The 23,173-nt window shown below is 56.4% G+C and carries 25 protein-coding genes; 17 read left to right on the plus strand and 8 right to left on the minus strand.

Features of this window, described 5'->3' with window-relative positions; translation table 11 throughout:
• Nucleotides 1-52: 52 nt before the first annotated feature.
• Nucleotides 53-856, minus strand: a complete 804-nt coding sequence (locus LOC22_RS07755; protein WP_015571958.1) for a DeoR family transcriptional regulator — start codon at nt 854-856, stop codon at nt 53-55.
• A 239-nt stretch (nt 857-1,095) separates the two neighbouring features.
• Between LOC22_RS07755 and kbaZ the strand changes: the two genes are divergently transcribed.
• The 11 genes from kbaZ (at nt 1,096) to LOC22_RS07810 (ending at nt 13,193) form a co-directional block, all read left to right on the plus strand.
• Entirely contained in the window at nt 1,096-2,403 is a 1,308-nt protein-coding gene (gene kbaZ, locus LOC22_RS07760; RefSeq protein WP_230239546.1) for a tagatose-bisphosphate aldolase subunit KbaZ, read from the plus strand.
• A gap of 19 nt (nt 2,404-2,422) precedes the next feature.
• Nucleotides 2,423-2,896 carry a PTS N-acetylgalactosamine transporter subunit IIB gene (gene agaV / locus LOC22_RS07765; protein ID WP_003861728.1) on the plus strand — a complete coding sequence of 158 codons (474 nt, stop codon included), beginning with the start codon at nt 2,423-2,425 and terminating at the stop codon, nt 2,894-2,896.
• 10 nt (nt 2,897-2,906) lie between these two features.
• Complete coding sequence (gene agaW / locus LOC22_RS07770) at nt 2,907-3,686, plus strand: PTS N-acetylgalactosamine transporter subunit IIC (protein ID WP_003861730.1); 780 nt, start codon at nt 2,907-2,909, stop codon at nt 3,684-3,686.
• Nucleotides 3,676-4,554, plus strand: coding sequence for a PTS N-acetylgalactosamine transporter subunit IID (gene agaE, locus LOC22_RS07775; RefSeq protein WP_017693933.1), 879 nt, complete (start codon nt 3,676-3,678; stop codon nt 4,552-4,554). Before agaW ends, agaE begins: the two co-directional genes overlap by 11 nt.
• A 17-nt stretch (nt 4,555-4,571) precedes the next feature.
• Nucleotides 4,572-5,006, plus strand: a complete 435-nt coding sequence (gene agaF, locus LOC22_RS07780; protein ID WP_032104425.1) for a PTS galactosamine/N-acetylgalactosamine transporter subunit IIA — start codon at nt 4,572-4,574, stop codon at nt 5,004-5,006.
• The gene (nagA, locus tag LOC22_RS07785) at nt 5,003-6,136 is read left to right on the plus strand and encodes an N-acetylglucosamine-6-phosphate deacetylase (RefSeq protein ID WP_017382442.1); all 1,134 of its coding nucleotides are present in this window, start codon (nt 5,003-5,005) and stop codon (nt 6,134-6,136) included. Before agaF ends, nagA begins: the two co-directional genes overlap by 4 nt.
• A 246-nt stretch (nt 6,137-6,382) precedes the next feature.
• Nucleotides 6,383-7,528: an SIS domain-containing protein gene (locus LOC22_RS07790; RefSeq protein ID WP_015571960.1), complete on the plus strand. Its 1,146-nt coding sequence runs from the start codon at nt 6,383-6,385 to the stop codon at nt 7,526-7,528.
• A gap of 12 nt (nt 7,529-7,540) precedes the next feature.
• Entirely contained in the window at nt 7,541-8,413 is an 873-nt protein-coding gene (gene kbaY, locus LOC22_RS07795) for a tagatose-bisphosphate aldolase subunit KbaY (RefSeq protein WP_032669107.1), read from the plus strand.
• Nucleotides 8,414-8,530: 117 nt separating this feature from the next.
• Nucleotides 8,531-10,102 (plus strand): maltose/glucose-specific PTS transporter subunit IIBC, encoded by a 1,572-nt coding sequence (gene malX / locus LOC22_RS07800; RefSeq protein WP_230239478.1) that lies wholly within the window; start codon nt 8,531-8,533, stop codon nt 10,100-10,102.
• A gap of 12 nt (nt 10,103-10,114) precedes the next feature.
• A complete protein-coding gene (locus LOC22_RS07805; RefSeq protein ID WP_126499188.1) occupies nt 10,115-11,287 on the plus strand; it encodes a MalY/PatB family protein in 1,173 nt (390 codons plus the stop codon).
• 16 nt (nt 11,288-11,303) lie between these two features.
• A complete protein-coding gene (locus tag LOC22_RS07810) occupies nt 11,304-13,193 on the plus strand; it encodes an enterotoxin (protein ID WP_047734742.1) in 1,890 nt (629 codons plus the stop codon).
• Nucleotides 13,194-13,212: 19 nt separating this feature from the next.
• Here the strand turns inward: LOC22_RS07810 and LOC22_RS07815 are convergent, their stop codons facing one another.
• Both LOC22_RS07815 and rsmI read right to left on the minus strand, forming a co-directional pair.
• Nucleotides 13,213-14,193: a Fic family protein gene (locus LOC22_RS07815; protein ID WP_149603891.1), complete on the minus strand. Its 981-nt coding sequence runs from the start codon at nt 14,191-14,193 to the stop codon at nt 13,213-13,215.
• Between the two features lie 5 nt (nt 14,194-14,198).
• Nucleotides 14,199-15,062, minus strand: a complete 864-nt coding sequence (gene rsmI / locus LOC22_RS07820; RefSeq protein ID WP_000809144.1) for a 16S rRNA (cytidine(1402)-2'-O)-methyltransferase — start codon at nt 15,060-15,062, stop codon at nt 14,199-14,201.
• A gap of 61 nt (nt 15,063-15,123) precedes the next feature.
• Here rsmI and LOC22_RS07825 point away from each other — a divergent pair, with 61 nt between their 5' ends.
• Genes LOC22_RS07825 through dolP form a run of 4 tightly spaced genes read left to right on the plus strand, consistent with a single transcriptional unit; the run spans nt 15,124 to nt 18,812 of the window.
• The gene (locus LOC22_RS07825) at nt 15,124-17,262 is read left to right on the plus strand and encodes a penicillin-binding protein activator (RefSeq protein ID WP_230239479.1); all 2,139 of its coding nucleotides are present in this window, start codon (nt 15,124-15,126) and stop codon (nt 17,260-17,262) included.
• Complete coding sequence (locus LOC22_RS07830) at nt 17,220-17,615, plus strand: YraN family protein (RefSeq protein WP_017382447.1); 396 nt, start codon at nt 17,220-17,222, stop codon at nt 17,613-17,615. Before LOC22_RS07825 ends, LOC22_RS07830 begins: the two co-directional genes overlap by 43 nt.
• Nucleotides 17,616-17,636: 21 nt before the next feature.
• Complete coding sequence (diaA, locus tag LOC22_RS07835; RefSeq protein WP_003861754.1) at nt 17,637-18,227, plus strand: DnaA initiator-associating protein DiaA; 591 nt, start codon at nt 17,637-17,639, stop codon at nt 18,225-18,227.
• Between the two features lie 9 nt (nt 18,228-18,236).
• Nucleotides 18,237-18,812, plus strand: coding sequence for a division/outer membrane stress-associated lipid-binding lipoprotein (gene dolP / locus LOC22_RS07840; protein ID WP_006812102.1), 576 nt, complete (start codon nt 18,237-18,239; stop codon nt 18,810-18,812).
• A gap of 50 nt (nt 18,813-18,862) precedes the next feature.
• Here dolP and LOC22_RS07845 read toward each other — a convergent pair whose 3' ends face one another.
• Complete coding sequence (locus LOC22_RS07845; protein ID WP_023295492.1) at nt 18,863-19,900, minus strand: permease; 1,038 nt, start codon at nt 19,898-19,900, stop codon at nt 18,863-18,865.
• Nucleotides 19,901-19,940: 40 nt separating this feature from the next.
• Nucleotides 19,941-20,585 carry an NAD(P)H-binding protein gene (locus tag LOC22_RS07850; protein ID WP_023295493.1) on the minus strand — a complete coding sequence of 215 codons (645 nt, stop codon included), beginning with the start codon at nt 20,583-20,585 and terminating at the stop codon, nt 19,941-19,943.
• 128 nt (nt 20,586-20,713) lie between these two features.
• On the opposite strand from LOC22_RS07850, the gene LOC22_RS07855 reads away from it, so the two are divergent.
• Nucleotides 20,714-21,232 carry a type 1 glutamine amidotransferase domain-containing protein gene (locus tag LOC22_RS07855; RefSeq protein ID WP_015571965.1) on the plus strand — a complete coding sequence of 173 codons (519 nt, stop codon included), beginning with the start codon at nt 20,714-20,716 and terminating at the stop codon, nt 21,230-21,232.
• Here the strand turns inward: LOC22_RS07855 and LOC22_RS07860 are convergent.
• On the minus strand, nt 21,212-21,646 hold the full coding sequence (locus tag LOC22_RS07860; protein ID WP_015571966.1) for a YhbP family protein: 435 nt from the start codon (nt 21,644-21,646) through the stop codon (nt 21,212-21,214). The genes LOC22_RS07855 and LOC22_RS07860 overlap by 21 nt on opposite strands.
• Nucleotides 21,647-21,660: 14 nt before the next feature.
• Here LOC22_RS07860 and LOC22_RS07865 point away from each other — a divergent pair, with 14 nt between their 5' ends.
• Nucleotides 21,661-21,990, plus strand: coding sequence for a GIY-YIG nuclease family protein (locus tag LOC22_RS07865; RefSeq protein WP_230239547.1), 330 nt, complete (start codon nt 21,661-21,663; stop codon nt 21,988-21,990).
• Here the strand turns inward: LOC22_RS07865 and LOC22_RS07870 are convergent.
• Together LOC22_RS07870 and ubiT are read right to left on the minus strand one after the other, a co-directional pair.
• The gene (locus LOC22_RS07870) at nt 21,977-22,480 is read right to left on the minus strand and encodes a GNAT family N-acetyltransferase (protein ID WP_015571968.1); all 504 of its coding nucleotides are present in this window, start codon (nt 22,478-22,480) and stop codon (nt 21,977-21,979) included. The genes LOC22_RS07865 and LOC22_RS07870 overlap by 14 nt on opposite strands.
• A complete protein-coding gene (ubiT, locus tag LOC22_RS07875) occupies nt 22,474-22,998 on the minus strand; it encodes a ubiquinone anaerobic biosynthesis accessory factor UbiT (RefSeq protein WP_003861771.1) in 525 nt (174 codons plus the stop codon). Before ubiT ends, LOC22_RS07870 begins: the two co-directional genes overlap by 7 nt.
• Nucleotides 22,999-23,173 lie beyond the last annotated feature (175 nt).

Raw genomic sequence — 23,173 nt, forward strand, 5'->3', positions numbered from 1 at the left:
AAGCCGCACCGGGCAGTCCCCTCTCCCCTATGGGGTGAGGGGAAAAGCCCCCTCAAACCAGCACCACATCGATCCCGCTTTTGCGTAACCCTTCCAGGCTTTCCGCCGGAATGCCTTCATCAACGATAATCATGTCGATCCGCTGGGTATCAATAATTTTATGCAGGCTTGAACGGTTAAACTTGCTGGAGTCCGTGACCACGATAATACGCTCCGCCACCTCGCACATTTTGCGGTTCAGACGGGCTTCATCCTCGTTGTGCGTACTCACCCCCCGGTCGAGATCGATGGCATCGACGCCCAGGAACAGCAGGTCAAAATGGTAATTCTGTAAGGACTGCTCCGCCTGGTCACCGTAGAAGGACTGCGACTGACGGCGCAAATGCCCGCCGGTCATCAGCAGCTCTACGCCCTCCGCTTCCAGCAGCGCGTTTGCCACATTCATCCCGTTGGTCATGGCAATGACATCGGTGTGCTGGCGCAGCATGCGGGCAATTTCAAAGGTCGTGGTGCCGGAGTCCAGAATAATGCGATGACCCGGCTTCACCAGTTCAGCCGCCGCCTGCGCGATGCTGCGCTTTACTGCCGTATTAAGGGAACTTTTGTCCTCAACGGACGGCTCCACGCCGGGGGCATTGCCTTCGCAAATCAGCGCGCCGCCGTAAGCGCGAACGGCAATCCCCTGCTTTTCCAGAAAGGCCAGATCGTTACGGATCGTCACCGTCGACACGCCGTATAAAAGAGAAAGATCGTTAACCTGCACGCTTCCCTGCGCCCGCAACCGCTGAATGATCTGCTCTCGCCTTTCACTGGTGCCGGTGATGCGCTTCTCTGCGGATGAATCGGTGCTGCTCATACGAGCTCCTTAGTAAATACACTTTCGTTTCATTTCGTTTTGCTTATTAACGCCTTTCTTTTGAGGGAATGCAAGCCCTGTATGGTGGGCAGACGCAAGCTTTACCGCCGCTGAAACCTTTCATTATGTTTCTTTTGTGAAACAGATCGGAAAACTATTATCTTTCGTTTTATTTTTACCCCACCATAATGCAGTATCAAATGAAACAAAACGAAAGATGAATGCCAACACCATCCGAAATGGAGAGGAAAGTGAAACATCTGACAGAAATGGTGGAACAACATAAACGGGGGAATACAAACGGGATTTATGCCGTCTGTTCCGCACATCCACTGGTACTTGAAGCTGCACTACGCTACGCCCATTCACAACAGACGCCTCTGCTGATTGAAGCCACCTCAAACCAGGTGGATCAGTTTGGCGGTTATACCGGTATGACGCCCGCCGATTTTTATGGGTTTGTCTGCAAGCTGGCGGGATCTCTTGGTTTCCCCACCTCGCAGCTGATCCTTGGCGGCGATCATTTAGGTCCAAACCGCTGGCAAAACCTGCCGGCTTCGCAGGCGATGGCAAACGCCGACGATCTGATCAGAAGCTACGTGGCGGCCGGGTTTAAAAAAATTCACCTCGATTGCAGCATGTCCTGCGAAGACGACCCGGTTCCGTTAACCGATGCAATCGTTGCCGGGCGTGCCGCTCGGCTGGCTAAAATTGCCGAAACCACCTGTCTCGAGCAATTTGGCGTAGCCGATCTGGTCTACGTTATCGGCACGGAAGTTCCGGTTCCCGGTGGGGCACACGAGACGCTGACCGAGCTTGAGGTCACCACGCCAGAGGCGGCACGCGCCACGCTTGAGGCACACCGCCACGCATTCGAGAAGGAAGGGTTAAGCGACATCTGGCCGCGCATTATTGGCCTGGTGGTTCAGCCTGGCGTTGAGTTCGACCATGCGCAGGTTTGTGACTATCAACCGCATAAAGCCGTCGCGCTGAGCGAGATGGTTGAAGCCTACGACACGCTTGTATTTGAAGCACACTCTACCGATTACCAGACGCCGCAGGCGCTGCGCCAGTTGGTGAAAGATCACTTCGCCATTCTGAAAGTCGGCCCTGCGCTAACCTTCGCGCTGCGCGAAGCGCTGTTCTCACTGGCAGCAATTGAAGAAGAGCTGCTGCCGGCAAAAGCCTGCTCAGGGCTGCGTCACGTCCTGGAAAACGTGATGCTCGATCGCCCGGAATACTGGCAAAGCCACTATCACGGCGACGGCAATGCCCGTCGCCTGGCGCGCGGTTACAGCTATTCCGACCGCGTGCGCTATTACTGGCCAGACAGCCAGATTGACGACGCCTTTGAGCGGCTGGTACGCAACCTGGCGGATGAACCGATCCCGCTGCCGCTGATCAGCCAGTATCTGCCGTTGCAGTACAGCAAAGTTCGCGATGGCGCTCTCAGGTCCACAACACGGGAACTCATCCTCGACCACATTCAGGACATACTCCAGCAGTACCATGCCGCCTGCGAAGGCGTAACGACTCAACACGCATAATTAAAAAGAGGAAAACGCTATGCCAAACATTGTCTTATGCCGCATTGATGAACGCCTGATCCACGGTCAGGTGGGCGTACAGTGGGTGGGGTTTGCGGGGGCGAACCTGGTGCTGGTGGCAAATGACGAGGTTGCAGACGATCCGGTTCAGCAAAACCTGATGGAGATGGTGCTGGCGGAAGGCATCGCCGTGCGTTTCTGGTCCCTGCAAAAAGTGATCGACAACATTCATCGCGCCGCCGACCGGCAGAAAATTCTGCTGGTCTGTAAAACACCGGCTGATTTTTTAACGCTGGTCGAGGGCGGCGTGCCCATCACCCGTATTAACGTCGGAAATATGCATTACGCCAGTGGCAAACAGCAAATTGCCAAAACGGTATCTGTAGACGCGAACGATATCGCCGCGTTTAACGGCCTGAAGGCGGCCGGAGTGGAATGCTTCGTTCAGGGCGTTCCAACAGAGACTGCTTTGGATCTCTTTAAACTGCTCTGAGGGATTCACAATGGAAATCAGTCTGTTGCAGGCTTTCGCGCTGGGGCTTCTCGCCTTTATAGCGGGCCTGGATATGTTTAACGGCTTAACACACATGCACCGTCCGGTGGTACTCGGGCCACTGGTTGGCCTGATTCTGGGCGATTTGCACACCGGAATTCTGACCGGCGGTACGTTAGAACTGGTCTGGATGGGACTCGCGCCGCTGGCGGGCGCGCAGCCGCCAAACGTGATTATCGGCACCATCGTTGGCACCACATTTGCCATTACTACAGGCGTGAAGCCGGATGTCGCCGTTGGGGTCGCCGTGCCGTTTGCCGTGGCGGTTCAGATGGGGATCACCTTCCTCTTCTCGGTGATGTCCGGCGTGATGTCCCGCTGCGATCGCATGGCGGCTAACGCAGACACCCGTGGTATTGAACGGGTCAACTATCTGGCACTGCTGGCGCTCGGCGTCTTCTACTTCCTGTGTGCATTTCTGCCCATCTACTTCGGGGCTGAACATGCGAAAACCGCCATTGACGTGCTGCCGGAACGTCTGATCGACGGTCTCGGCGTCGCGGGCGGCATCATGCCAGCGATCGGCTTCGCCGTGCTGCTGAAGATCATGATGAAAAACGTTTACATCCCTTACTTCATTATCGGCTTTGTCGCCGCGGCCTGGCTGAAACTCCCGGTGCTGGCGATTGCCGCGGCTGCGCTGGCGATGGCGCTGATCGACCTGCTGCGCAAATCGCCTGAACCCACGGCGCCTGCGGCCCAGAAAGAGGAATTTGAAGATGGCATCTAATCACACCACCCTGCCGGGCGTGTCTGAAAGTGAAGAGACACTGCTGACCGGCGTGAATGAAAACGTCTACGAAGACCAGAGTATTGGCGCTGAGCTAACGAAAAAGGATATTAACCGTGTCGCCTGGCGTTCCATGCTGCTACAGGCCTCGTTTAACTACGAGCGTATGCAGGCCTCCGGCTGGCTGTATGGGCTACTGCCCGCGCTGAAAAAGATCCACACCAATAAGCGGGACCTGGCGCGCGCCATGAAAGGCCATATGGGCTTCTTCAACACCCACCCGTTCCTGGTGACCTTCGTCATCGGCATTATTCTGGCAATGGAGCGTTCCAAGCAGGATGTGAACAGCATCCAGAGCACTAAAATTGCCGTCGGCGCACCGCTCGGTGGCATTGGTGACGCCATGTTCTGGCTGACCCTGCTGCCCATCTGCGGGGGGATTGGCGCCAGCCTGGCGCTACAGGGATCCATTCTTGGCGCGGTGGTCTTTATCGTGCTGTTTAACGTGGTGCATCTCGGCCTGCGTTTTGGTCTGGCGCACTATGCCTACCGAATGGGTGTCGCCGCGATCCCGCTGATCAAGGCCAACACCAAAAAGGTTGGTCATGCTGCGTCCATTGTCGGGATGACAGTGATTGGTGCGCTGGTGGCAACCTATGTGCGCCTGAATACCACACTCGAGATTAAAGCCGGGGATGCAGTCGTCAAACTGCAAACCGATGTGATCGACAAACTGATGCCCGCCTTTCTGCCGCTGGTCTACACCCTGACCATGTTCTGGCTGGTACGCCGTGGCTGGAGCCCGCTGCGCCTGATTGGTATCACTGTGGTGCTGGGCGTTGTCGGTAAATTCTGTCACTTCCTGTAAAAAGCAAAGAGGTTGCGATGTTAGGCATTATTTTGACGGGTCACGGCGGTTTTGCCAGCGGGCTGGAACAGGCGATGAAGCAAATCCTCGGCGAACAGCCGCAGTTTATCGCCATCGATTTTCCGGAAAGCTCCACCACTGCGCGGCTGACCGGGCAGCTTGAGCAGGCAGTGAATGAACTGGATGCAGAGCACGATATTGTGTTTCTCACCGATCTTCTCGGCGGTACGCCGTTTCGTGTGGCCTCTACCCTCGCGATGCAGCGCCCCGGCAGCGAAGTGATCACCGGCACCAATCTCCAGCTTTTGCTGGAGATGGTTCTGGAGCGCGACGGATTAAGCAGTGAAGCCTTTCGTTTGCAGGCGCTGGAGTGCGGCCATCGCGGCCTGACCAGCCTGGTGGATGAACTTGCACGCTGTCGCGAGGAAGCGCCCGCCGAGGAAGGGATATGAGCCAGCTGCTGCGCGCGCGTCGTCTGCTTACCGGGCAGGGCTGGCTGGATGACCATCAGCTGCGTATGGATAGAGGCGTCATCACCGCCATCGAGCCGATTCCGGCAGGGGTTAATACCCGCGAGGCAGACCTGCTTTGCCCGGCATACATTGATATTCACGTCCACGGCGGCGCGGGTGTGGATGTGATGGATGATGCGCCCGACGTGCTGGACCGGTTAGCCATGCACAAAGCGCGTGAAGGCGTGGGGGCGTTTCTGCCTACCACCGTCACCGCTCCGCTGGAGGCGATCCATGGCGCGTTACGGCGCATTGCCCGGCGCTGTCATGCCGGTGGCCCCGGCGCGCAGATCCTGGGCAGCTATCTGGAAGGCCCGTACTTTACACCGCAGAACAAAGGGGCGCACCCGCCAGAACTGTTTCGCGAACTGGATCTCGCGGAACTTGATGAGCTGATTGCGGTTTCGCAGAACACGCTGCGGGTGGTGGCGCTTGCTCCGGAAAAAGTGGATGCCCTGAAGGCGATCCATCACCTCAAGCAAAAAGGGATACGCGTCATGCTGGGCCACAGCGCCGCTACATACGCGCAAACCCTGGCCGCATTTGATGCAGGCGCAGCCGGGCTGGTGCACTGCTACAACGGCATGACGGGGTTACACCACCGGGAGCCCGGCATGGTTGGCGCCGGGCTTACAGACCCACGCGCGTGGCTGGAGCTTATTGCCGACGGGCATCACGTTCATCCTGGAGCCATGCGGCTATGTTGTTGCTGCGCGAAGGATCGTACGGTGCTGATTACCGATGCCATGCAGGCGGCGGGGATGCCTGATGGGCGCTATACGTTGTGTGGTGAAAATGTCGAGATGCAGGGCGGCGTTGTCCGCACGGCCTCAGGCGGGCTGGCGGGCAGCACGCTCGCGCTGGATGCCGCCGTGCGAAATATGGTGGAGCATACGGGGATCGCCCCAGAAAACGCAATCCATATGGCCTCGCTGCATCCTGCCCGTCTGCTCGGTATGGATCACCTGCTGGGAACGTTAGCGCCAGGCAAACGCGCCAATGTTCTTGCGCTGGATGCGGGTTTACACCTCCGGCAGATCTGGATCCAGGGTCAGGCTCTTTCCCTGTAGCCCCTTCACAGTGTGCCCTGTTGGCCTTACGGAAGACGATCGTAAGGCCTTTCTTTTCCTTTCCTTGACTTTTACCTTTCCTTTCGCGATCACACTTTTCGTTTTATTTCTTTTTCGCCATTGAACTTTCGATTTCTTTTCTATAGATTTTCTTTAACTGCTAAAGTGAACAAGTGAAACGAAACGAAAGATAGCGACACATTTGCCAGCGTCTGATGTGGAATTCACACGACTAAGGACTGAGTTATGCCACAAACCACTATCGCCACCACCGGCACCTGGACCGAAAAAGAGATCCGCCAGCAGCCAGCCAGCTGGCTTCGCTCGCTCAACAATATTGATAATCTGCGCGCGTCGATCGACAGTTTTCTGACGCCACTGTTGCGCAAGCCCGATCTGCGGATCGTTCTGACCGGCGCGGGTACGTCTGCTTTTATCGGCGACATCATTGCGCCATGGCTTGCCAGCCACACGGGGAAAAACATCACCGCGATACCTACGACCGATCTGGTCACCAACCCGATGGATTATTTCAGCCCTTCGCACCCGCTGCTGCTGGTCTCTTTCGCCCGTTCTGGCAATAGCCCGGAGAGCGTCGCCGCCGTTGAGCTGGCGAATCAGTTTGTACCGGAGTGCTACCACCTGTCGATCACCTGTAATGAAGCAGGCAGCCTGTACCAGAATGCCGTCGACAGCGATAACGCCTGCGCTCTGCTCATGCCAGCCGAAACGCACGATCGCGGGTTCGCGATGACAAGCAGCATCACCACCATGATGGCGAGCTGCCTGGCGGTATTCGCACCGGAAACGATCAACAGCAAAACGTTCCGCGACGTGTCCGATCGCTGTCAGGCGATCCTCACATCGCTTGGCGATTTCAGTCCCGGCGTCTTTGGTAACGAACCGTGGAAACGCATTGTTTATCTGGGCAGCGGTGGATTACAGGGCGCCGCACGGGAGTCTGCGCTGAAGGTGCTGGAGCTGACCGCCGGCAAGCTGGCGGCATTCTACGATTCGCCAACAGGTTTCCGTCATGGGCCTAAGTCGCTGGTGGACAACGAAACGCTGGTCGTCGTGTTTGTCTCCAGCCATCCGTATACGCGTCAGTACGATCGGGATCTGCTCGCCGAGCTGCGACGCGATCGTCAGGCTATGCGCGTGGTAGCCATTGCAGCCGAAACGGATCCGGTCATTGAAGCTGGCCCGCATATCCTGCTGCCGCCTTCCCGTTCATTTAACGATATGGAGCAGGCGTTCTGCTTCCTGATGTACGCCCAGGTCTTCGCACTGACCCAGTCTCTGCACGTTGGCAATACGCCGGATACGCCATCCGCCAGCGGTACGGTTAACCGTGTGGTCCAGGGCGTCGTTATTCATCCGTGGCAGGCTTAAGAGGACAGGCTCATGAGTATTATTTCTACCAAATATCTTTTGCAGGACGCACAGGCGAAGGGCTATGCCGTTCCGGCCTTTAACATCCATAACGCCGAGACGATCCAGGCGATCCTCGAAGTCTGTAGCGAAATGCGATCGCCGGTGATCCTCGCGGGTACGCCGGGGACGTTTAAACATATTGCGCTGGAAGAGATCTACGCCTTGTGCAGCGCATATTCCCTTACTTATGACATGCCGCTGGCGCTACACCTCGATCACCACGAATCGCTGGACGACATTCGCCGCAAAGTCCATGCCGGCGTACGTAGCGCAATGATCGACGGTAGCCATTACCCCTTCGAACAAAACGTCAAGCTGGTGAAATCGGTCGTCGATTTCTGCCACCTCAACGACTGTAGCGTCGAGGCCGAACTGGGCCGACTGGGCGGAGTGGAAGATGACATGAGCGTCGACGCCGAAAGCGCGTTCCTGACCGACCCGCAGGAAGCAAAACGCTTTGTCGAACTAACAGGCGTGGACAGCCTCGCCGTTGCCATCGGTACCGCGCACGGTCTCTATACCAAACGCCCAAAAATCGACTTCCAGCGGCTGGCCGAGATCCGCGAGGTAGTGACAGTGCCGTTGGTGCTGCACGGTGCGAGTGATGTGCCGGATGAGGATGTGCGCCGCACCATTGAGCTGGGCGTCTGCAAAGTTAACGTCGCAACAGAGCTGAAAATCGCCTTCTCTGACGCAGTCAAAGCCTGGTTTGCCGAGAACCCACAGGGCAACGATCCGCGCTTCTACATGCGCGTCGGCATGGATGCCATGAAAGAGGTGGTCAGAAGCAAAATCACCGTTTGCGGCTCGGCGAACCGGCTGCTGCTTGCGGCTGAAGCCTGAACCCATCGCGCATAACGTTAGTACCTAAAAAAATAACTATAAGCCTCGCAAATATGAAGGCGCGTCCTTAAGCCGGACAGCGCCTTCCATTATCCTAAAAATCCGAGGAGTCCCTACATGACACAGGAAAAGTCGTTTAAATCGAAAGCGTGGGAGTTTTTCCAGAGCCTGGGAAAGACGTTTATGTTCCCGGTCTCACTGTTGGCCTTTATGGGGTTGTTGTTAGGTATCGGTAGTTCTGTCACCAGCCCTTCCACCATCAAAAGTTTTCCCTTTCTGGGCGGCGAGTTAACGCAGCTCACCTTTGGTTTTATCGCCATGGTCGGCGGCTTTGCTTTTACCTATCTGCCGCTGATGTTTGCCATGGCGATCCCGATGGGCCTTGCCAGACGTAATAAAGCGGTGGGCGCTTTTGCCGGATTCGTTGGCTACATGCTGATGAACATGAGCATCAACTACTACCTGACCGCCACCCACCAGCTTGCGGATGCCGCCGCCATGAGACAGGTGGGACAATCCATTGTGCTTGGCATTCAAACGCTGGAGATGGGCGTGCTCGGCGGCATTGTGGTAGGGGTGATCACCTACTTCCTGCACGAACGTTTCCAGGACACGGTGCTGCACGACGCGTTTGCCTTCTTTAGCGGCATTCGTTTTGTGCCCATCATTACCGCCCTCACCCTGTCGCTGGTCGGCTTGTTTATCCCCCTGCTGTGGGAATATGTGGCAATGGGCATTGCCGGGATTGGTCATATCATCCAGAGCACCAGCGTCTTTGGGCCGTTCCTGTATGGCGTAGGCGTACTGCTGCTCAAACCTTTTGGCCTGCACCACATCCTGCTGGCGATGGTGCGCTTCACCCCGGCGGGCGGCATTGAGATGGTTAACGGCCAGGAAGTGGCCGGTGCGCTGAACATTTTCTACGCCGAGCTGAAAGCTGGCCTGTCGTTTAGCCCGCACGTTACGGCATTTTTATCGCAAGGGTTTATGCCGACATTTATCTTCGGCCTGCCTGCCGTGGCTTACGCTATCTACCGCACCGCGCGCCCGGAAAACCGTCCGGTGATTAAAGGGCTGCTGCTTTCAGGCGTGCTGGTTTCAGTTGTCACGGGTATTTCAGAGCCGATTGAGTTCCTGTTCCTGTTTATTGCCCCTGTGCTTTACGCGTTTCATATCGTTATGTCTGGCCTGGCGCTGATGGTGATGGCGCTGCTCGGCGTCACCATCGGCAACACCGACGGCGGCATTCTGGATCTGCTGATCTTCGGCGTCATGCAGGGGATGTCGACCAAATGGTATCTGCTGTTCCCGGTGGGTATCGCCTGGTTTGCTATCTACTTCTTCGTCTTCCGCTGGTACATCCTCAGGCACGATATTAAAACGCCGGGCCGTGAGGTTGACGCGCAGGGCGCGCTCCAGGCGGTGGAAGCCAATACCCGGGCACGTGGAAAATCGAAATACGATCATGGGCTTATTCTTCGCGCGCTTGGCGGTAAAGAGAATATTGAGTCGCTCGACAACTGCATTACCCGCTTACGTCTGGTGGTAAAAGATATGGGGCTTATCGACCAGCAGGCGCTGAAGGCCGCGGGCGCCTTGTCAGTAGTGGTGCTTGATGCCCACAGCGTTCAGGTGATCATCGGTCCGCAGGTGCAGAGCGTCAAATCCGGCATTGAAGCCTTAATTTAACAGGGGGTCGTTGTGTTTGATTTCGACAGAATCATTGAGCGTAAAAGCGATAAATGCCGTAAATGGGATCATACGTATGTGTGCTCGCGTTTCGGTGATGTCCCGGAGGGATTTATCCCGCTGTGGATAGCAGACATGGATTTCACCTCGCCACCCGCTGTGATTGAAGGCTTCCAGCGCATCGTGGAGCATGGCACCTTCGGTTACACCTGGTGCTTCGACGAATTCTACGATGCGGTCATCGCCTTCCAGCGCACCCGTCATCAGGTTGAGGTGCATAAGTCATGGATCACCCTGACCTACGGCACCGTTTCCACGCTGCACTATACGGTTCAGGCGTTCTGCAAACCCGGCGACTGCGTGATGATGAACACCCCGGTGTATGACCCGTTTGCGATGGCGACACAGCGACAGGGAGTGCAAGTACTTGCTAACCCGCTAAGTGTGGAAAATAACCGTTATCAACTTGATTTTAATCGGGTGGAAGAGCAGCTACGAACACACCGCCCCACCCTGTGGTTCTTCTGCTCGCCGCATAACCCCTCGGGGCGAATCTGGCGCGCGGATGAGATACGCCAGGTGTCCGATCTCTGTAAGCGCTACGGCACGATTCTGGTGGTTGATGAGGTTCACGCCGAGCACATTCTGGACGGTACATTCGTCAGCTGTCTGACTTCGGGCTGTGCCGCCCAGGACAACCTGATTGTGCTGACCTCCCCCAATAAAGCGTTCAACCTTGGCGGGTTAAAAACATCCTACTCGATAATTCCAGACGATTCGCTACGCCAGCGTTTCCGCCAGCAGTTGGAGAAGAACTCCATTACCTCGCCCAATATCTTCGGCGTGTGGGGAATTATTCTGGCTTATCAGCAAGGTCTGCCATGGCTCGACGCGCTGAATGGTTATCTGCGTGGCAATGCCCGCTACCTTGCGGATGCCATCCAGACCCACTTCCCTGCATGGAAGATGATGAACCCGGAGTCGTCGTATCTCGCCTGGATAGACGTCAGTGCGGACGATCGCAGTGCGACGGCGCTAACTCAACATTTCGCAAAACAGGCTGGCGTGGTCATTGAAGATGGCAGCCACTACGTACAAAACGGCGAAAACTACCTGCGTATTAACTTCGGCACCCAGCGCTACTGGCTGGAACAGTCCATCAACCGAATGCTGAAGCATTACTGATAAGGATCTTACCCCGATGAAAAAAATGCTCACTCTCTCGCTGCTGGCTCTCTGCGTTTCTCATGGCGCGGCGGCAGCAAACTACGCGCTCAGTAACGACAATATTGCCCTTTCGTTTGATGATGCAAATGCAACGGTAGTGGTAACGGACAGCAAAGCTAACCATCCGCTCACGCCCCAGGAGTTGTTCTTTCTGACGCTACCGGATGAAACAAAAATCCACACCGCTGATTTCAAAATCAAGCACGTCGAAAAGCAGGACAATGCGATAGTCATCGACTTTACGCATCCGGATTTTATCGTAACGGTGAAACTGAACCTGGTGAAGGGAAAATACGCCAGCATTGGCTACACCATCGCCGCCGTCGGGCAGCCGCGGGACGTAGCGAAAATTACCTTCTTCCCGACGAAGAAGCAGTCTCAGGCACCCTACGTTGACGGGGCGATTAACAGCTCGCCAATCGTGGCCGACTCGTTCTTCATCCTGCCAGACAAACCGATTGTGAATACTTACGCTTATGAAGCCACCACGAACCTCAACGTGGAGCTGAAAACGCCAATTCTGCCTGAGACACCGGTTAGTTTTACCACCTGGTTCGGCACTTTCCCGGAAACTAATCAGCTGCGCCGCAGCGTAAACCAGTTTATCGATGCCGTGCGTCCGCGGCCTTATAAGCCTTACCTGCACTACAACAGCTGGATGGACATCGGCTTCTTTACCCCTTACTCCGAGCAGGATGTCATTGGGCGGATGGACGAATGGAATAAAGAATTTATTGCCGGACGCGGGGTGGCGCTGGACGCGTTCCTGCTGGACGATGGCTGGGACGATCGCACCGGACGCTGGCTGTTTGGCCCGGCATTCAGCAACGGTTTTGGCAAAGTCAGGGAAAAAGCCGACAGCCTGCATAGCTCGGTTGGGCTGTGGCTTTCACCGTGGGGCGGTTACAACAAGCCGCGCGATATTCGCGTCTCGCATGCAAAAGAGTATGGTTTCGAAACCGTAGACGGCAAGCTGGCGCTGTCGGGGCCGAACTACTTTAAAAACTTTAACGATCAGATCATTAAGCTGATCAAAAACGAGCACATTACCTCGTTCAAGCTCGACGGAATGGGTAACGCCAATTCGCATATCAAGGGCAGCCCATTTGCATCGGATTTTGACGCGTCCATTGCCCTGCTGCACAACATGCGCAGCGCAAATCCGAACCTGTTTATCAACCTGACCACCGGTACCGACGCCAGCCCGTCCTGGCTGTTCTATGCTGATTCAATCTGGCGTCAGGGCGATGATATCAACCTGTACGGCCCCGGCACGCCAGTGCAGCAGTGGATGACCTACCGCGATGCCGAAACCTGGCGATCCATCGTGCGTAAAGGTCCGCTGTTCCCCCTGAACTCACTGATGTACCACGGGATCGTCAGCGCAGAGAACGCTTACTATGGACTCGAGAAAGTGCAAACAGACAGCGATTTTGCCGATCAGGTCTGGAGCTACTTCGCAACCGGAACTCAGCTTCAGGAGCTGTACATTACGCCGTCCATGCTGAATAAGGCGAAGTGGGATACCCTGGCGCAGGCGGCGAAATGGTCGCGTGAGAATGCCAGCGTGCTGGTGGATACTCACTGGATTGGCGGTGACCCAACTTCGCTTGAGGTTTACGGCTGGGCCTCATGGAGTAAAGACAAAGCGATTTTTGGCTTACGCAACCCGTCGGATAAGCCGCAACGTTACTACCTGGATTTAACCAAAGATTTTGAAATCCCGGCAGGAGAGCGTTCGCAGTTTACCCTGAAAGCCGTGTACGGCAGTAATTCGACCGTACCAGAGGAGTATAAAAACGCTGTGGTGATTACGCTGCAACCGCTGGAAACGCTGGTGTTTGAGGCGATGCCGGGGAAATAAAAAGTGTTCAGCTGGCAGGTTAAGCCATGACCTGCCAGCTTCCCCCTTTCCTTGCCCCAAGGCGTTTTAATTTACCTTTTGTTTGCAAAGAACGAAGATAACGTTCCGCGGTGCGGGAAGTCACGCCCAATACAGAGGCCAACATCACCGCGGTCATTTGCGGTTGAACGGTAAGCAGCTCAAGGATAGTGTGTTCCTTTTCCGACAATTCTTCCGACATTTTTTCCGACATGGCGGATGTCATATTGATGCCTTCCCGCAAAGCTTCGGCCAAATTTTGCAACATAAACGCCACGAATGCCGTGCAGTCACTGGCCCGATCGCATTGTCCTAAAATCTGATAATAGCGCGCTTGCTGGAAGTGAATGAGTGTTTCAACGGGCAGCCATGCAAGTTCTGCACGCCACTGGCTTAAGATCAACGTTTGCCACAGCCGCCCCATTCGGCCATTTCCATCCGAAAAGGGATGAATAAATTCAAACTCGTAGTGAAATACCGAACTGGCAATCAGCGGGTGAAGATCGGTTTGCTTAAGCCAGGAAAGAAGATCGTCGATAAGGCGGTTCATCTGTGAGGCTGGCGGAGCCATGTGGACTAACTGGTTTCCACGGTACACCCCTACGTCCCCATTTCTGAGTTTTCCGGGATGATCGACCAGACCCATCATTAATAATCGGTGTGCACTGAGTAAGTCGTTGAGCTTCCAGGGCTTCCATTCGGGCAGTTTCTCATATGCCAGGATAGCATTGCGTACTTCCTGAATATCTTTTTCAGGTGCAAGCACGCGTTTGCCATCCATAATTGCCGTCACTTGCCCTGTCGTCAGCGAGTTGTGCTCAATGGCTAGCGATGCCTGGATGGTTCGAATACGGTTCTCTTTACGCAGGAGTGGCGAAGTTCTGCCTGAATGTGCCGCCCAATGCCCCAATAGTTCACCAATCTCAACCACCTGATTGAGGATAAAGGGTGTGATGGTGAAAGGAGGCTGATAGCGGCTCATTTGGCTTACTCCCCCTGCTGCTCCAGCGCATATTTATACAGCGCATTTTTCTTCACGCCGTGGATCTCCGCCGCCAGCGCCGCCGCTTTTTTCAGGGGGAGTTCAGCCTGTAGCAGGGCCAGCGTACGCAGCGCATCGGCAGGCAGAGCGTCTTCCTGCGCTTTGTGCCCTTCGACAATCAGCACCATTTCGCCCTTGCGGCGGTTTTCGTCTTCTTTCACCCACGCCAGCAGTTCGCCGACCGGCGCACCGTGAATGGTTTCCCACGTTTTGGTCAGCTCGCGCGCCAGCACCACGTAGCGCCCTTCGCCCCAGACGGTCACCATATCCTCCAGGCTTTCCAGCAGACGGTGAGTGGATTCGTAGAAGATCAACGTACGCGGTTCGGCTTCCAGATCCTTTAATACATCGCGGCGACCTTTGGATTTAGCTGGCAGGAAACCTTCGTAGCAGAAACGATCGGACGGCAGGCCCGCCGCGCTTAATGCGGCAATCGCCGCGCACGGCCCCGGCAGCGGCACAACGCGGATGCCTGCTTCCCGGCAGGTGCGTACCAGATGGTAGCCCGGATCGTTGATCAGCGGCGTTCCCGCATCGGAGACCAGCGCGATGTTCTGCCCTTCTTTAAGCTTCGCCACCAGCGTTTCGGCTTTTTGTTGCTCATTGTGATCGTGCAGGGCAAACAAACGGGCGTTGATGGCAAAGTGTTGTAGCAGTAAACCGGTATGACGGGTGTCTTCAGCCGCAATTAAATCAACAGCTTGCAATACGGTGAGCGCACGTTGGGTAATATCAGACAAATTCCCGATAGGAGTAGGTACAATATAAAGCTGGCCTTGAGAATTATCTGCCGTTTCGTGTTGTTTCATTGTTTCGTCCGTATTGCCGATTTAATATTGAGCATTGCGTAAAAAAATCACTGGATACAGTATGGTACCGTTAACGTTTCTTCGAAAAAAAGCCGCGCACAGCGTGCCCCTCCTGCTGGCAGCCCTGATCTTTACCGGCTGCGGCATCCAGGCACCTGACCAGAGCACTGCTCATATGCAGGGATCCGCTCAGGCTGATTCTGGCTTTTATCTGCAACAAATGTCGCAGAGTACAAATGATACCAGGATCAACTGGCAATTACTCGCCATTCGTGCACTGCTGAAAGAAGGGAAAACCCAGCAGGCCGCCGAGCTGTTCAGCCAGCTGCCGCAGGATCTTAACGACACTCAGCGCCATGAGCAGACGCTGCTGTCGGCAGAACTGAAGGTCGCGCAAAAAGATTACGACGGCGCGAAGAAGATCCTCGGCACCATCGATCTCAGCACGCTGGATAAAAACCAGCAGGCCCGTTTCTGGCAGGCCGGTATCACCGCTGAGCAGGGTCGCCCTTCCCTGACGCTACTCCGCGCGCTGATTGCCCAGGAGCCTCTGCTCGCGGGTGCAGACAAGCAAAAAAATATTGACGCAACCTGGCAGGCGCTCGCCTCCATGACCCAGGATCAGGCCAAGGCGCTGGTAATCAACGCCGATGAAAATGTCCTGCAAGGCTGGCTGGATCTGCAACAGATGTGGTTCAACAACCGAAGCGATCCGAACATGCTGAAAGCCGGCATTACCGACTGGCAAAAGCGTTACCCGCAAAACCCGGGAGCGAAAATGCTGCCAACGCAGCTGGTGAACGTGCAAAACTTTAAGCCCGCCTCCACCAGCAAAATCGCCCTGCTGCTGCCGTTAAACGGTCAGGCTGCGGTGTTTGGTCGCGCCATTCAGCAAGGTTTTGAAGCCGCGAAAAACGGCACCACCGCCGTCAGCGGCAGCGCGGTTCCGGCGCAGGCTGCACAGGCGGCGAATGTGAATGACGTTGTCAGCCCGTCCGCCGCCGAAACCAGCGACCTGACCACCGCGCAAACCCCTGCGCAGGGCACCATGCAGAATCCGGTTACCGCCCCAACGACGCAGCCTGCTACCCCAGCGCCTGCGGCAACACAGGCCCCGGCTGAAACACCGGCGCCCGCGACGGCAGAACAACCTCAGCCGCAAACCGCGCAGCCGGATCAGCAGCCAGCAGCCCAGCCGCAGGCTGTGGTCACCACCAGCGCTAACCCTGGTGCAGAGTTGAAAATCTACGACACCAGCGCCCAGCCGCTTGACCAGGTGCTGGCGCAGGTTCAGCAGGACGGGGCCAGCATCGTTGTCGGCCCGCTGTTGAAAAACAACGTGGAAGCGCTGATGAAGAGCAACACCACGCTGAACGTGCTGGCGCTTAACCAGCCTGAGCAGGTTCAGAACCGCGCCAATATCTGTTACTTCGCCCTCTCTCCGGAGGATGAAGCCCGCGATGCGGCCCGCCATATTCACGAGCAGGGCAAGCAGGCGCCGCTGCTGCTGATCCCACGCAGCACGCTGGGCGATCGCGTTGCCAACGCGTTTGCGCAAGAGTGGCAGACCCTTGGCGGTGGCGTGGTGTTGCAGCAGAAATTTGGCTCAGCTTCCGAACTGAGAGCGGGCGTGAACGGCGGGGCAGGTATTGCCCTCAACGGTAGCCCGGTATCCGCCAGCCTGCCGCAGCAGCAGAGCGTCACCATCGGCGGTCTGACGATCCCGGCGCCACCTACCGACGCGCAAATCAGCGGCGGCGGTAAAGTGGATTCGGCATACATCGTCGCTACCCCGGAAGAGATCGCCTTTATCAAACCGATGATCGCCATGCGTAACGGCAGCCAGAGCGGCGCAACGCTCTACGCCAGCTCACGCAGCGCACAGGGTACCGCAGGCCCGGATTTCCGTCTGGAAATGGAAGGACTGCAATACAGCGAGATCCCCATGCTGGCAGGCAGCAACCCGCAGTTGATGCAGCAGGCGCTGGGCGCGGTGCGCAATGACTATTCCCTGGCGCGTCTGTACGCGATGGGCGTCGATGCCTGGGCGCTGGCAAACCACTTCACCCAGATGCGTCAGGTACCGGGCTTCGAGCTTAACGGGAATACCGGCGATCTGACCGCCGATCAGGATTGTGTGATTAACAGGAAGTTATCATGGCTCAAATACCAGCAGGGGCAGATTGTCCCGGCCAGTTAAGCCGTAAACAGACCGGCGACGCGTGGGAGTTAAAGGCGCGTCGCTGGCTTGAAGGCAAAGGACTGCGCTTTGTCGCCGCCAACGTTCGCGGGCGCGGCGGCGAGATTGACCTGATCATGAAAGACGGTCAGACCATCGTGTTTGTTGAAGTTCGCTTCCGACAGTCGTCCCGTTTTGGCGGTGCTGCCGCCAGCGTGACGCTCGCCAAACAACAAAAATTATTACAGACTGCCCACTTGTGGCTTGCCCGCCATAATGGGAGTTTTGATACTGTGGATTGCCGTTTCGATGTGGTAGCCTTCACCGGAAATGCGATCGACTGGCTTAAAAACGCGTTTGGCGAAGACGCATAAATAAGATTTTAAAGGGATACCGTGCTCGAACGAATTAAAGTGTGCTTCACAGAAAGCATTCAAACGCAGATTGCCGCGGCGGAAGCCCTTCCGGACGCGATCTCGCGTGCAGCGATGACGCTGGTTCAGTCGCTGCTCAACGGCAACAAAATCCTCTGTTGTGGCAATGGCACGTCCGCCGCCAACGCACAGCATTTTGCTGCCAGCATGATCAATCGCTTCGAAACCGAGCGCCCGAGTTTACCTGCCATTGCACTAAACACCGATAACGTGGTCTTAACTGCGATTGCCAACGATCGTCTGCATGACGAAATCTACGCCAAGCAGGTGCGCGCCTTAGGCCATGCCGGAGACGTGCTGCTGGCGATCTCCACGCGCGGTAACAGCCGGGATATCGTTAAAGCGGTTGAAGCGGCCGTGACCCGGGATATGACGATTGTCGCCCTGACCGGTTACGACGGCGGAGAGCTGGCTGGCCTGCTGGGGCCGCAGGATGTGGAGATCCGCATTCCTTCGCACCGTAGCGCCCGCATCCAGGAGATGCATATGCTCACGGTGAACTGCTTATGCGATCTGATCGATAACACGCTTTTCCCTCACCAGGATGATTAAGGAGTTCTCATGAAGGTTTTATCGGCCCTTGCAGTCGTGATGTCTGCATTACTGCTTCAGGGATGCATCGCTGCCGCTGTAGTCGGCACCGCAGCGGTCGGCACCAAAGCAGCGACCGATCCGCGCACCGTTGGGACGCAGGTGGATGACGGTACGCTTGAGCTGCGCGTAAACAGTGCGCTGTCGAAAGACGAGCAGATCAAGAAGGAAGCACGCATCAACGTGACGGCTTATCAGGGCAAAGTGCTGCTGGCAGGCCAGGCGCCAAATCCTGAACTCGCCTCGCGCGCCAAACAGATCGCGATGGGTGTGGAAGGCACGGCGGAAGTGTTTAACGAGATCCGCCAGGGCCAGCCGATTGGTCTCGGCACCGCGTCATCTGATACCTGGATCACCACCAAAGTGCGTTCCCAGCTGCTGGGTACCGACCAGGTGAAATCCTCAAACGTGAAAGTGACCACGGAGAACGGCGAAGTATTCCTGCTGGGTCTGGTGACGGAACGTGAAGGGAAAGCGGCGGCGGATATCGCCAGCCGGGTGAGCGGCGTGAAACACGTCACCACCGCCTTTACTTACATTAAGTAATTCCCACCTGGCTACAGGCCCGGTAAGCGCTAGCGCCACCGGGCTTTTTTTCACACAAGCGCCATACTCCCCACAATCACTCCGCTCAACGCCACCAGCCCCGCAGTCAGCCACAGCGCTTTCGCCGGGAATGACTTACGCAGCATGATAAGCGACGGCAGGCTCACCGCCGGCAGCGTGATGAGCAGCGCCAGCGCCGGTGCGGTCCCCATACCAGCCATCATCATGGTCTGAATAATCGGGATCTCCGCCGCGGTTGGGATCACGAACAGGCACCCGGCCACCGCCATCGCAATCACCCACATCAGCGTGTTGTCGATAGCGCCATCCGCATGCGGGAACAGCCAGACGCGCGCCGCCCCCAGCACCAGTACGGCCAGGATATAGACCGGAATGGTGCTCCAGAAAAGCTGCCACAGCGCTTTGCCCCAGCGAGCAAAGAAACTGCCCTGCGGCTCGCTGACGTCCAGCTCAACGGAGGCAGGCCCGGCCTCGTTGTCTTTCACCAGGTGCTGCACCAGCGTAGCGACAAGCACCACCGTCAGCAGGCCAGCCGCCAGACGGATAAACGCGAAATGCCAGCCGAGAACGAAGCCCATAAACACCAGCGTTGCCGGGTTCAGCAGGGGGTTACCCATCCAGAAGGCAAGCGCGCCGCCCATCGACACGCGCTGTCGGCGCATACCCGCCGCCACCGGTGCGGCGCAGCAGGAGCACATCATGCCCGGCAGGGAGAAAATCGTCCCCAGCAGCGTGCCCTGCAAGCGCGGCTGTCCCAGGGTTTTCACCAGCCAGTTACGCGGGATAAGTACCTGAATCAGCGAGCCCAGCAATACGCCCAATACCGCCGCTTTCCAGACGGCAAGAAAATAGACCATTGCGTAATCCCACGCCGCGCGTAGCGGGCTGGAATCGGCCTGCGCGAGAATCGATTTACCGATGCTGTGGGTGTCGGCGGCGGTGAAGGCTTTACCGTAGTACGGCTGCCATTTCACATACCAGAGGCCAATGATGACCACGAGAAAGAAGAGTGCGGGCTTCCACCACTGAACAGGTGTTGCCGCCTGAGATGAAGACTGACCAGTCATACCATTCCCCGGAAGGTGTTATTTAATAAGCCGGGGAAGTTTACGCCTCGCCCTGCGCGATTTCACGCAGTTTTGCCGAAGGGATAATATTAACCCCCTCCTGCGACGGAGCCAGCGCCTCTTTTAGCATCGCCAGCGCGACATCCCGCGCCTCGATGGACTTCCAGTTACCCGGCAGAATGCGAAACAGCGGAGCGAAAATAGACTCGTTAAAACGACGTTCGTCACGGTGCCCCATCAGCATGGAAGGCCGCGCGATGGTCAGGCGCTCCCATTTCTGCGCGATTAACGCCTCTTCCATTTTGCCCTTCACCTGGTTGTAAAAAAACGGCGAGCCTGCGTTCGCGCCGTGCGCGCTGACCACCAGGAAATGTTTTGCGCCCAGCTTTTTCGCCGTCAGGGCGGTATCCACCACCAGTGTGTAATCCGCATGGACAAAAGCTTCTTTACTACCCGCTTCCCGTCGGGTGGTGCCAAGGCAGCAAAAGGCGATATCAATGGGATCCTGCACCTGCGCCAGCGCGTCGGTGAGCTGTGGATCGTGCGGGTTATAGACGCCGGTGATATCCAACAGCGGGCGACGCGTCGGGGCGGCGATATAATTGATATGCCGATCCTGGATCAGCAGCCGCAGCAGATGTCCACCCACCAGCCCGGTTGCGCCGGTAATCAGTACCTGACTCATCTTATCCCCTTTACAGAATTGTCCGTTTGCGTTCTGGGCCTGCTCTACCACACTTAAAAGTCTGTTACCGGTAAGTATTTACCACAAACGGGAAAAAAACAGTCTGAAGCGAAAACAACGGAGGAAGCATGGGTAAAAAAATCGCAGTCTTGATTACCGACGAGTTTGAAGATTCAGAATTTACGTCGCCAGCAGAGGCATTCCGCAAGGCGGGCCACGAGGTGGTCACCATCGAGAAAGAAGCGGGTAAAACCGTGAAGGGCCATAAGGGCGAAGCCAGCGTGACCATTGACGAATCCATTGATAACGTCAGCCCGTCGGATTTCGACGCCCTGCTGTTACCGGGCGGTCATTCACCGGATTCCCTGCGCGGAGACGAGCGTTTCGTCACCTTTACCCGTGACTTCGTCGGCACCGGTAAACCGGTATTTGCCATTTGCCACGGTCCGCAGCTGCTGATCAGCGCCGAGGTGGTACGCGGGCGTAAGCTCACCGCGGTGAAGCCGATCGTTATCGATCTGAAAAACGCGGGAGCCGAGTTCTACGATCAGGAAGTGGTGAACGATAACGATCAGCTGATCACCAGCCGTACACCGGACGATCTGCCAGCGTTTAACCGTGAAGCGCTACGCCTGCTCGGCGCGTAACCAGTGCAGCTTCTTGCCAAAACCCAGGGTGTTGTCGGTAAATTTCAGCTCATCAAGGCGGATTTCCCACACCGGGGCTTTTAGCGCCGCGGCCACCGGGAAGCGGCGCGTATAGCGTTTACGTTGCGCGTCGCTCTCCTCACCTTCCAGGCGACGAATTTCGCCTTTAAACTGGACCCCGCGGATCAGCGCAACGGTTTTAGGCTGACCGTTTACCGTGCCCGCCACTTTTGCCCGCTGGCCCGTCATCTGCGCATGCCGCGTTTTATCTTCGCTCATCACGTAAAAGGCCACGCGCTCGGGATCGTAGTAATAAAAGGCATTTGCGCACCACATCTCCTCGTCTTTACAGACGCACCAGGTCACGACATGCTGCTTTGCCAGCCAGCGGTTAATGGCGGCCAGTGTTTCCATTTTCGCTCTCTCTCATGCTATGGTGCGTTCACCTTAACATACTGAATCTGTTTACCGTGTGCTGGTTTCTCTATCTTGTCCGAACCGCTGATAACGCACTCTACACCGGGATCACTACCGATGTGGCACGGCGTTTTTTACAACATCAAACGGGGAAAGGGGCGAAGGCGCTGCGGGGGAAAGGTGAACTTCAGTTAGCGTTTTCAGCCGCCGTGGGCGACAGATCCCTGGCGCTCAGGCTGGAATACCGCATCAAGCAGCTGACGAAGCGCCAAAAAGAGCGTCTCGTCAACGGGGACGTCTCTTTCGAGGCGCTACGCGAAAGCCTGCTTAAAAACGATTGAAATGATCGTGGTACTCCACCAGACCGGTAACGCCGTCGAGCGCATCATCCGCCAGAGGATGCACCAGGAAAGATGTTTCCGTGCCCGGCCAGTGGCAGCGCAGATCGTATCTGGACGCTGGCTTAAAACCTAAACGTTCGTAGAACGCCGGATCGCCCAGAACGACGACAGCGGCATAGCCAAATTCATTCAGTGAATCCAGCCCTTCATAGACCAGCTGGCGCGCCAGGCCCTGGCCACGGTAGTTTTCATCCACAGCCAGCGGCGCCATGCCGACCCACTGTAACTCTTCACCCTGCACAATCACCGGGCTGAAGGCCACGTAGCCGACCACCTGCCCTTCATCGTCGGTGGCAACCAGGCCCAGCGTAATCAGGCCATCTTCGCGAAGATCGTGAACCAGTTGGGCTTCGGCGTCGCCTGCAAAAGAGCGGCGTAACAACGCATCGATACCCGGCGCATCAATCCCAATTTCGACTCGAATCAGCATGGCTCACCTACTGAAGTGTGTTTACTGTCCGGCGGGGTTTTTAGCCCGGCCTCAACGAAATCTGCCATTTGCATCAACATCATACGCAGCGCTTTCGGCATCTGCTCCAGCTCAATGGCATCCATTAAATTTTTGACGTACAGACCGAGCTCCGTGTCGCCTTCAATCACCAGACGACGCTGGAAGAAGAGGGTGTCCGGATCCTGTTTGCGCGCGGCGATCATCAGCAGATCGCTGGCATCCGCGCTAAAGCTGACATCCGCCTCGGCGGTTTCACGGACGATCAGCCGATCGTTCTCAACGGAAGTAAACCAGCGCAACCCGATATCGCGCACTTCAATCTTTAACCAGCGGCCTTCCAGAAACTCCAGCTCACCGTCCTGTAGCGCCTGGCGGAACTGCCAGCTCAGTACCTGTTCCAGCACCTGGCGTTTAAGCGCGAACGGCGCCAGTTTTACCGGCACGCTCAGCATTGATGGACCAAATTGTACGAGACGTGAACGCAGTTTATCCAGCACGAGCTTTACTCCCTGATAGCTATAGTCCTGCTATTTTGCCATATCCCGACAAGAAGATAGCGGCGTAAATCAACAAACCGTTGTCCGGTATACCTCATTATTGGTGCCATCAATACGCCATTAGCTGCCTTAAATCAAAAATTGTCGCGTATGGGTTAATTAAAATCCCAGCTCG

The organism is Enterobacter sp. AN-K1 (genome assembly GCF_020971765.1).
In the GTDB taxonomy this organism is placed as follows: Bacteria; Pseudomonadota; Gammaproteobacteria; order Enterobacterales; family Enterobacteriaceae; genus Enterobacter; species Enterobacter hormaechei_C.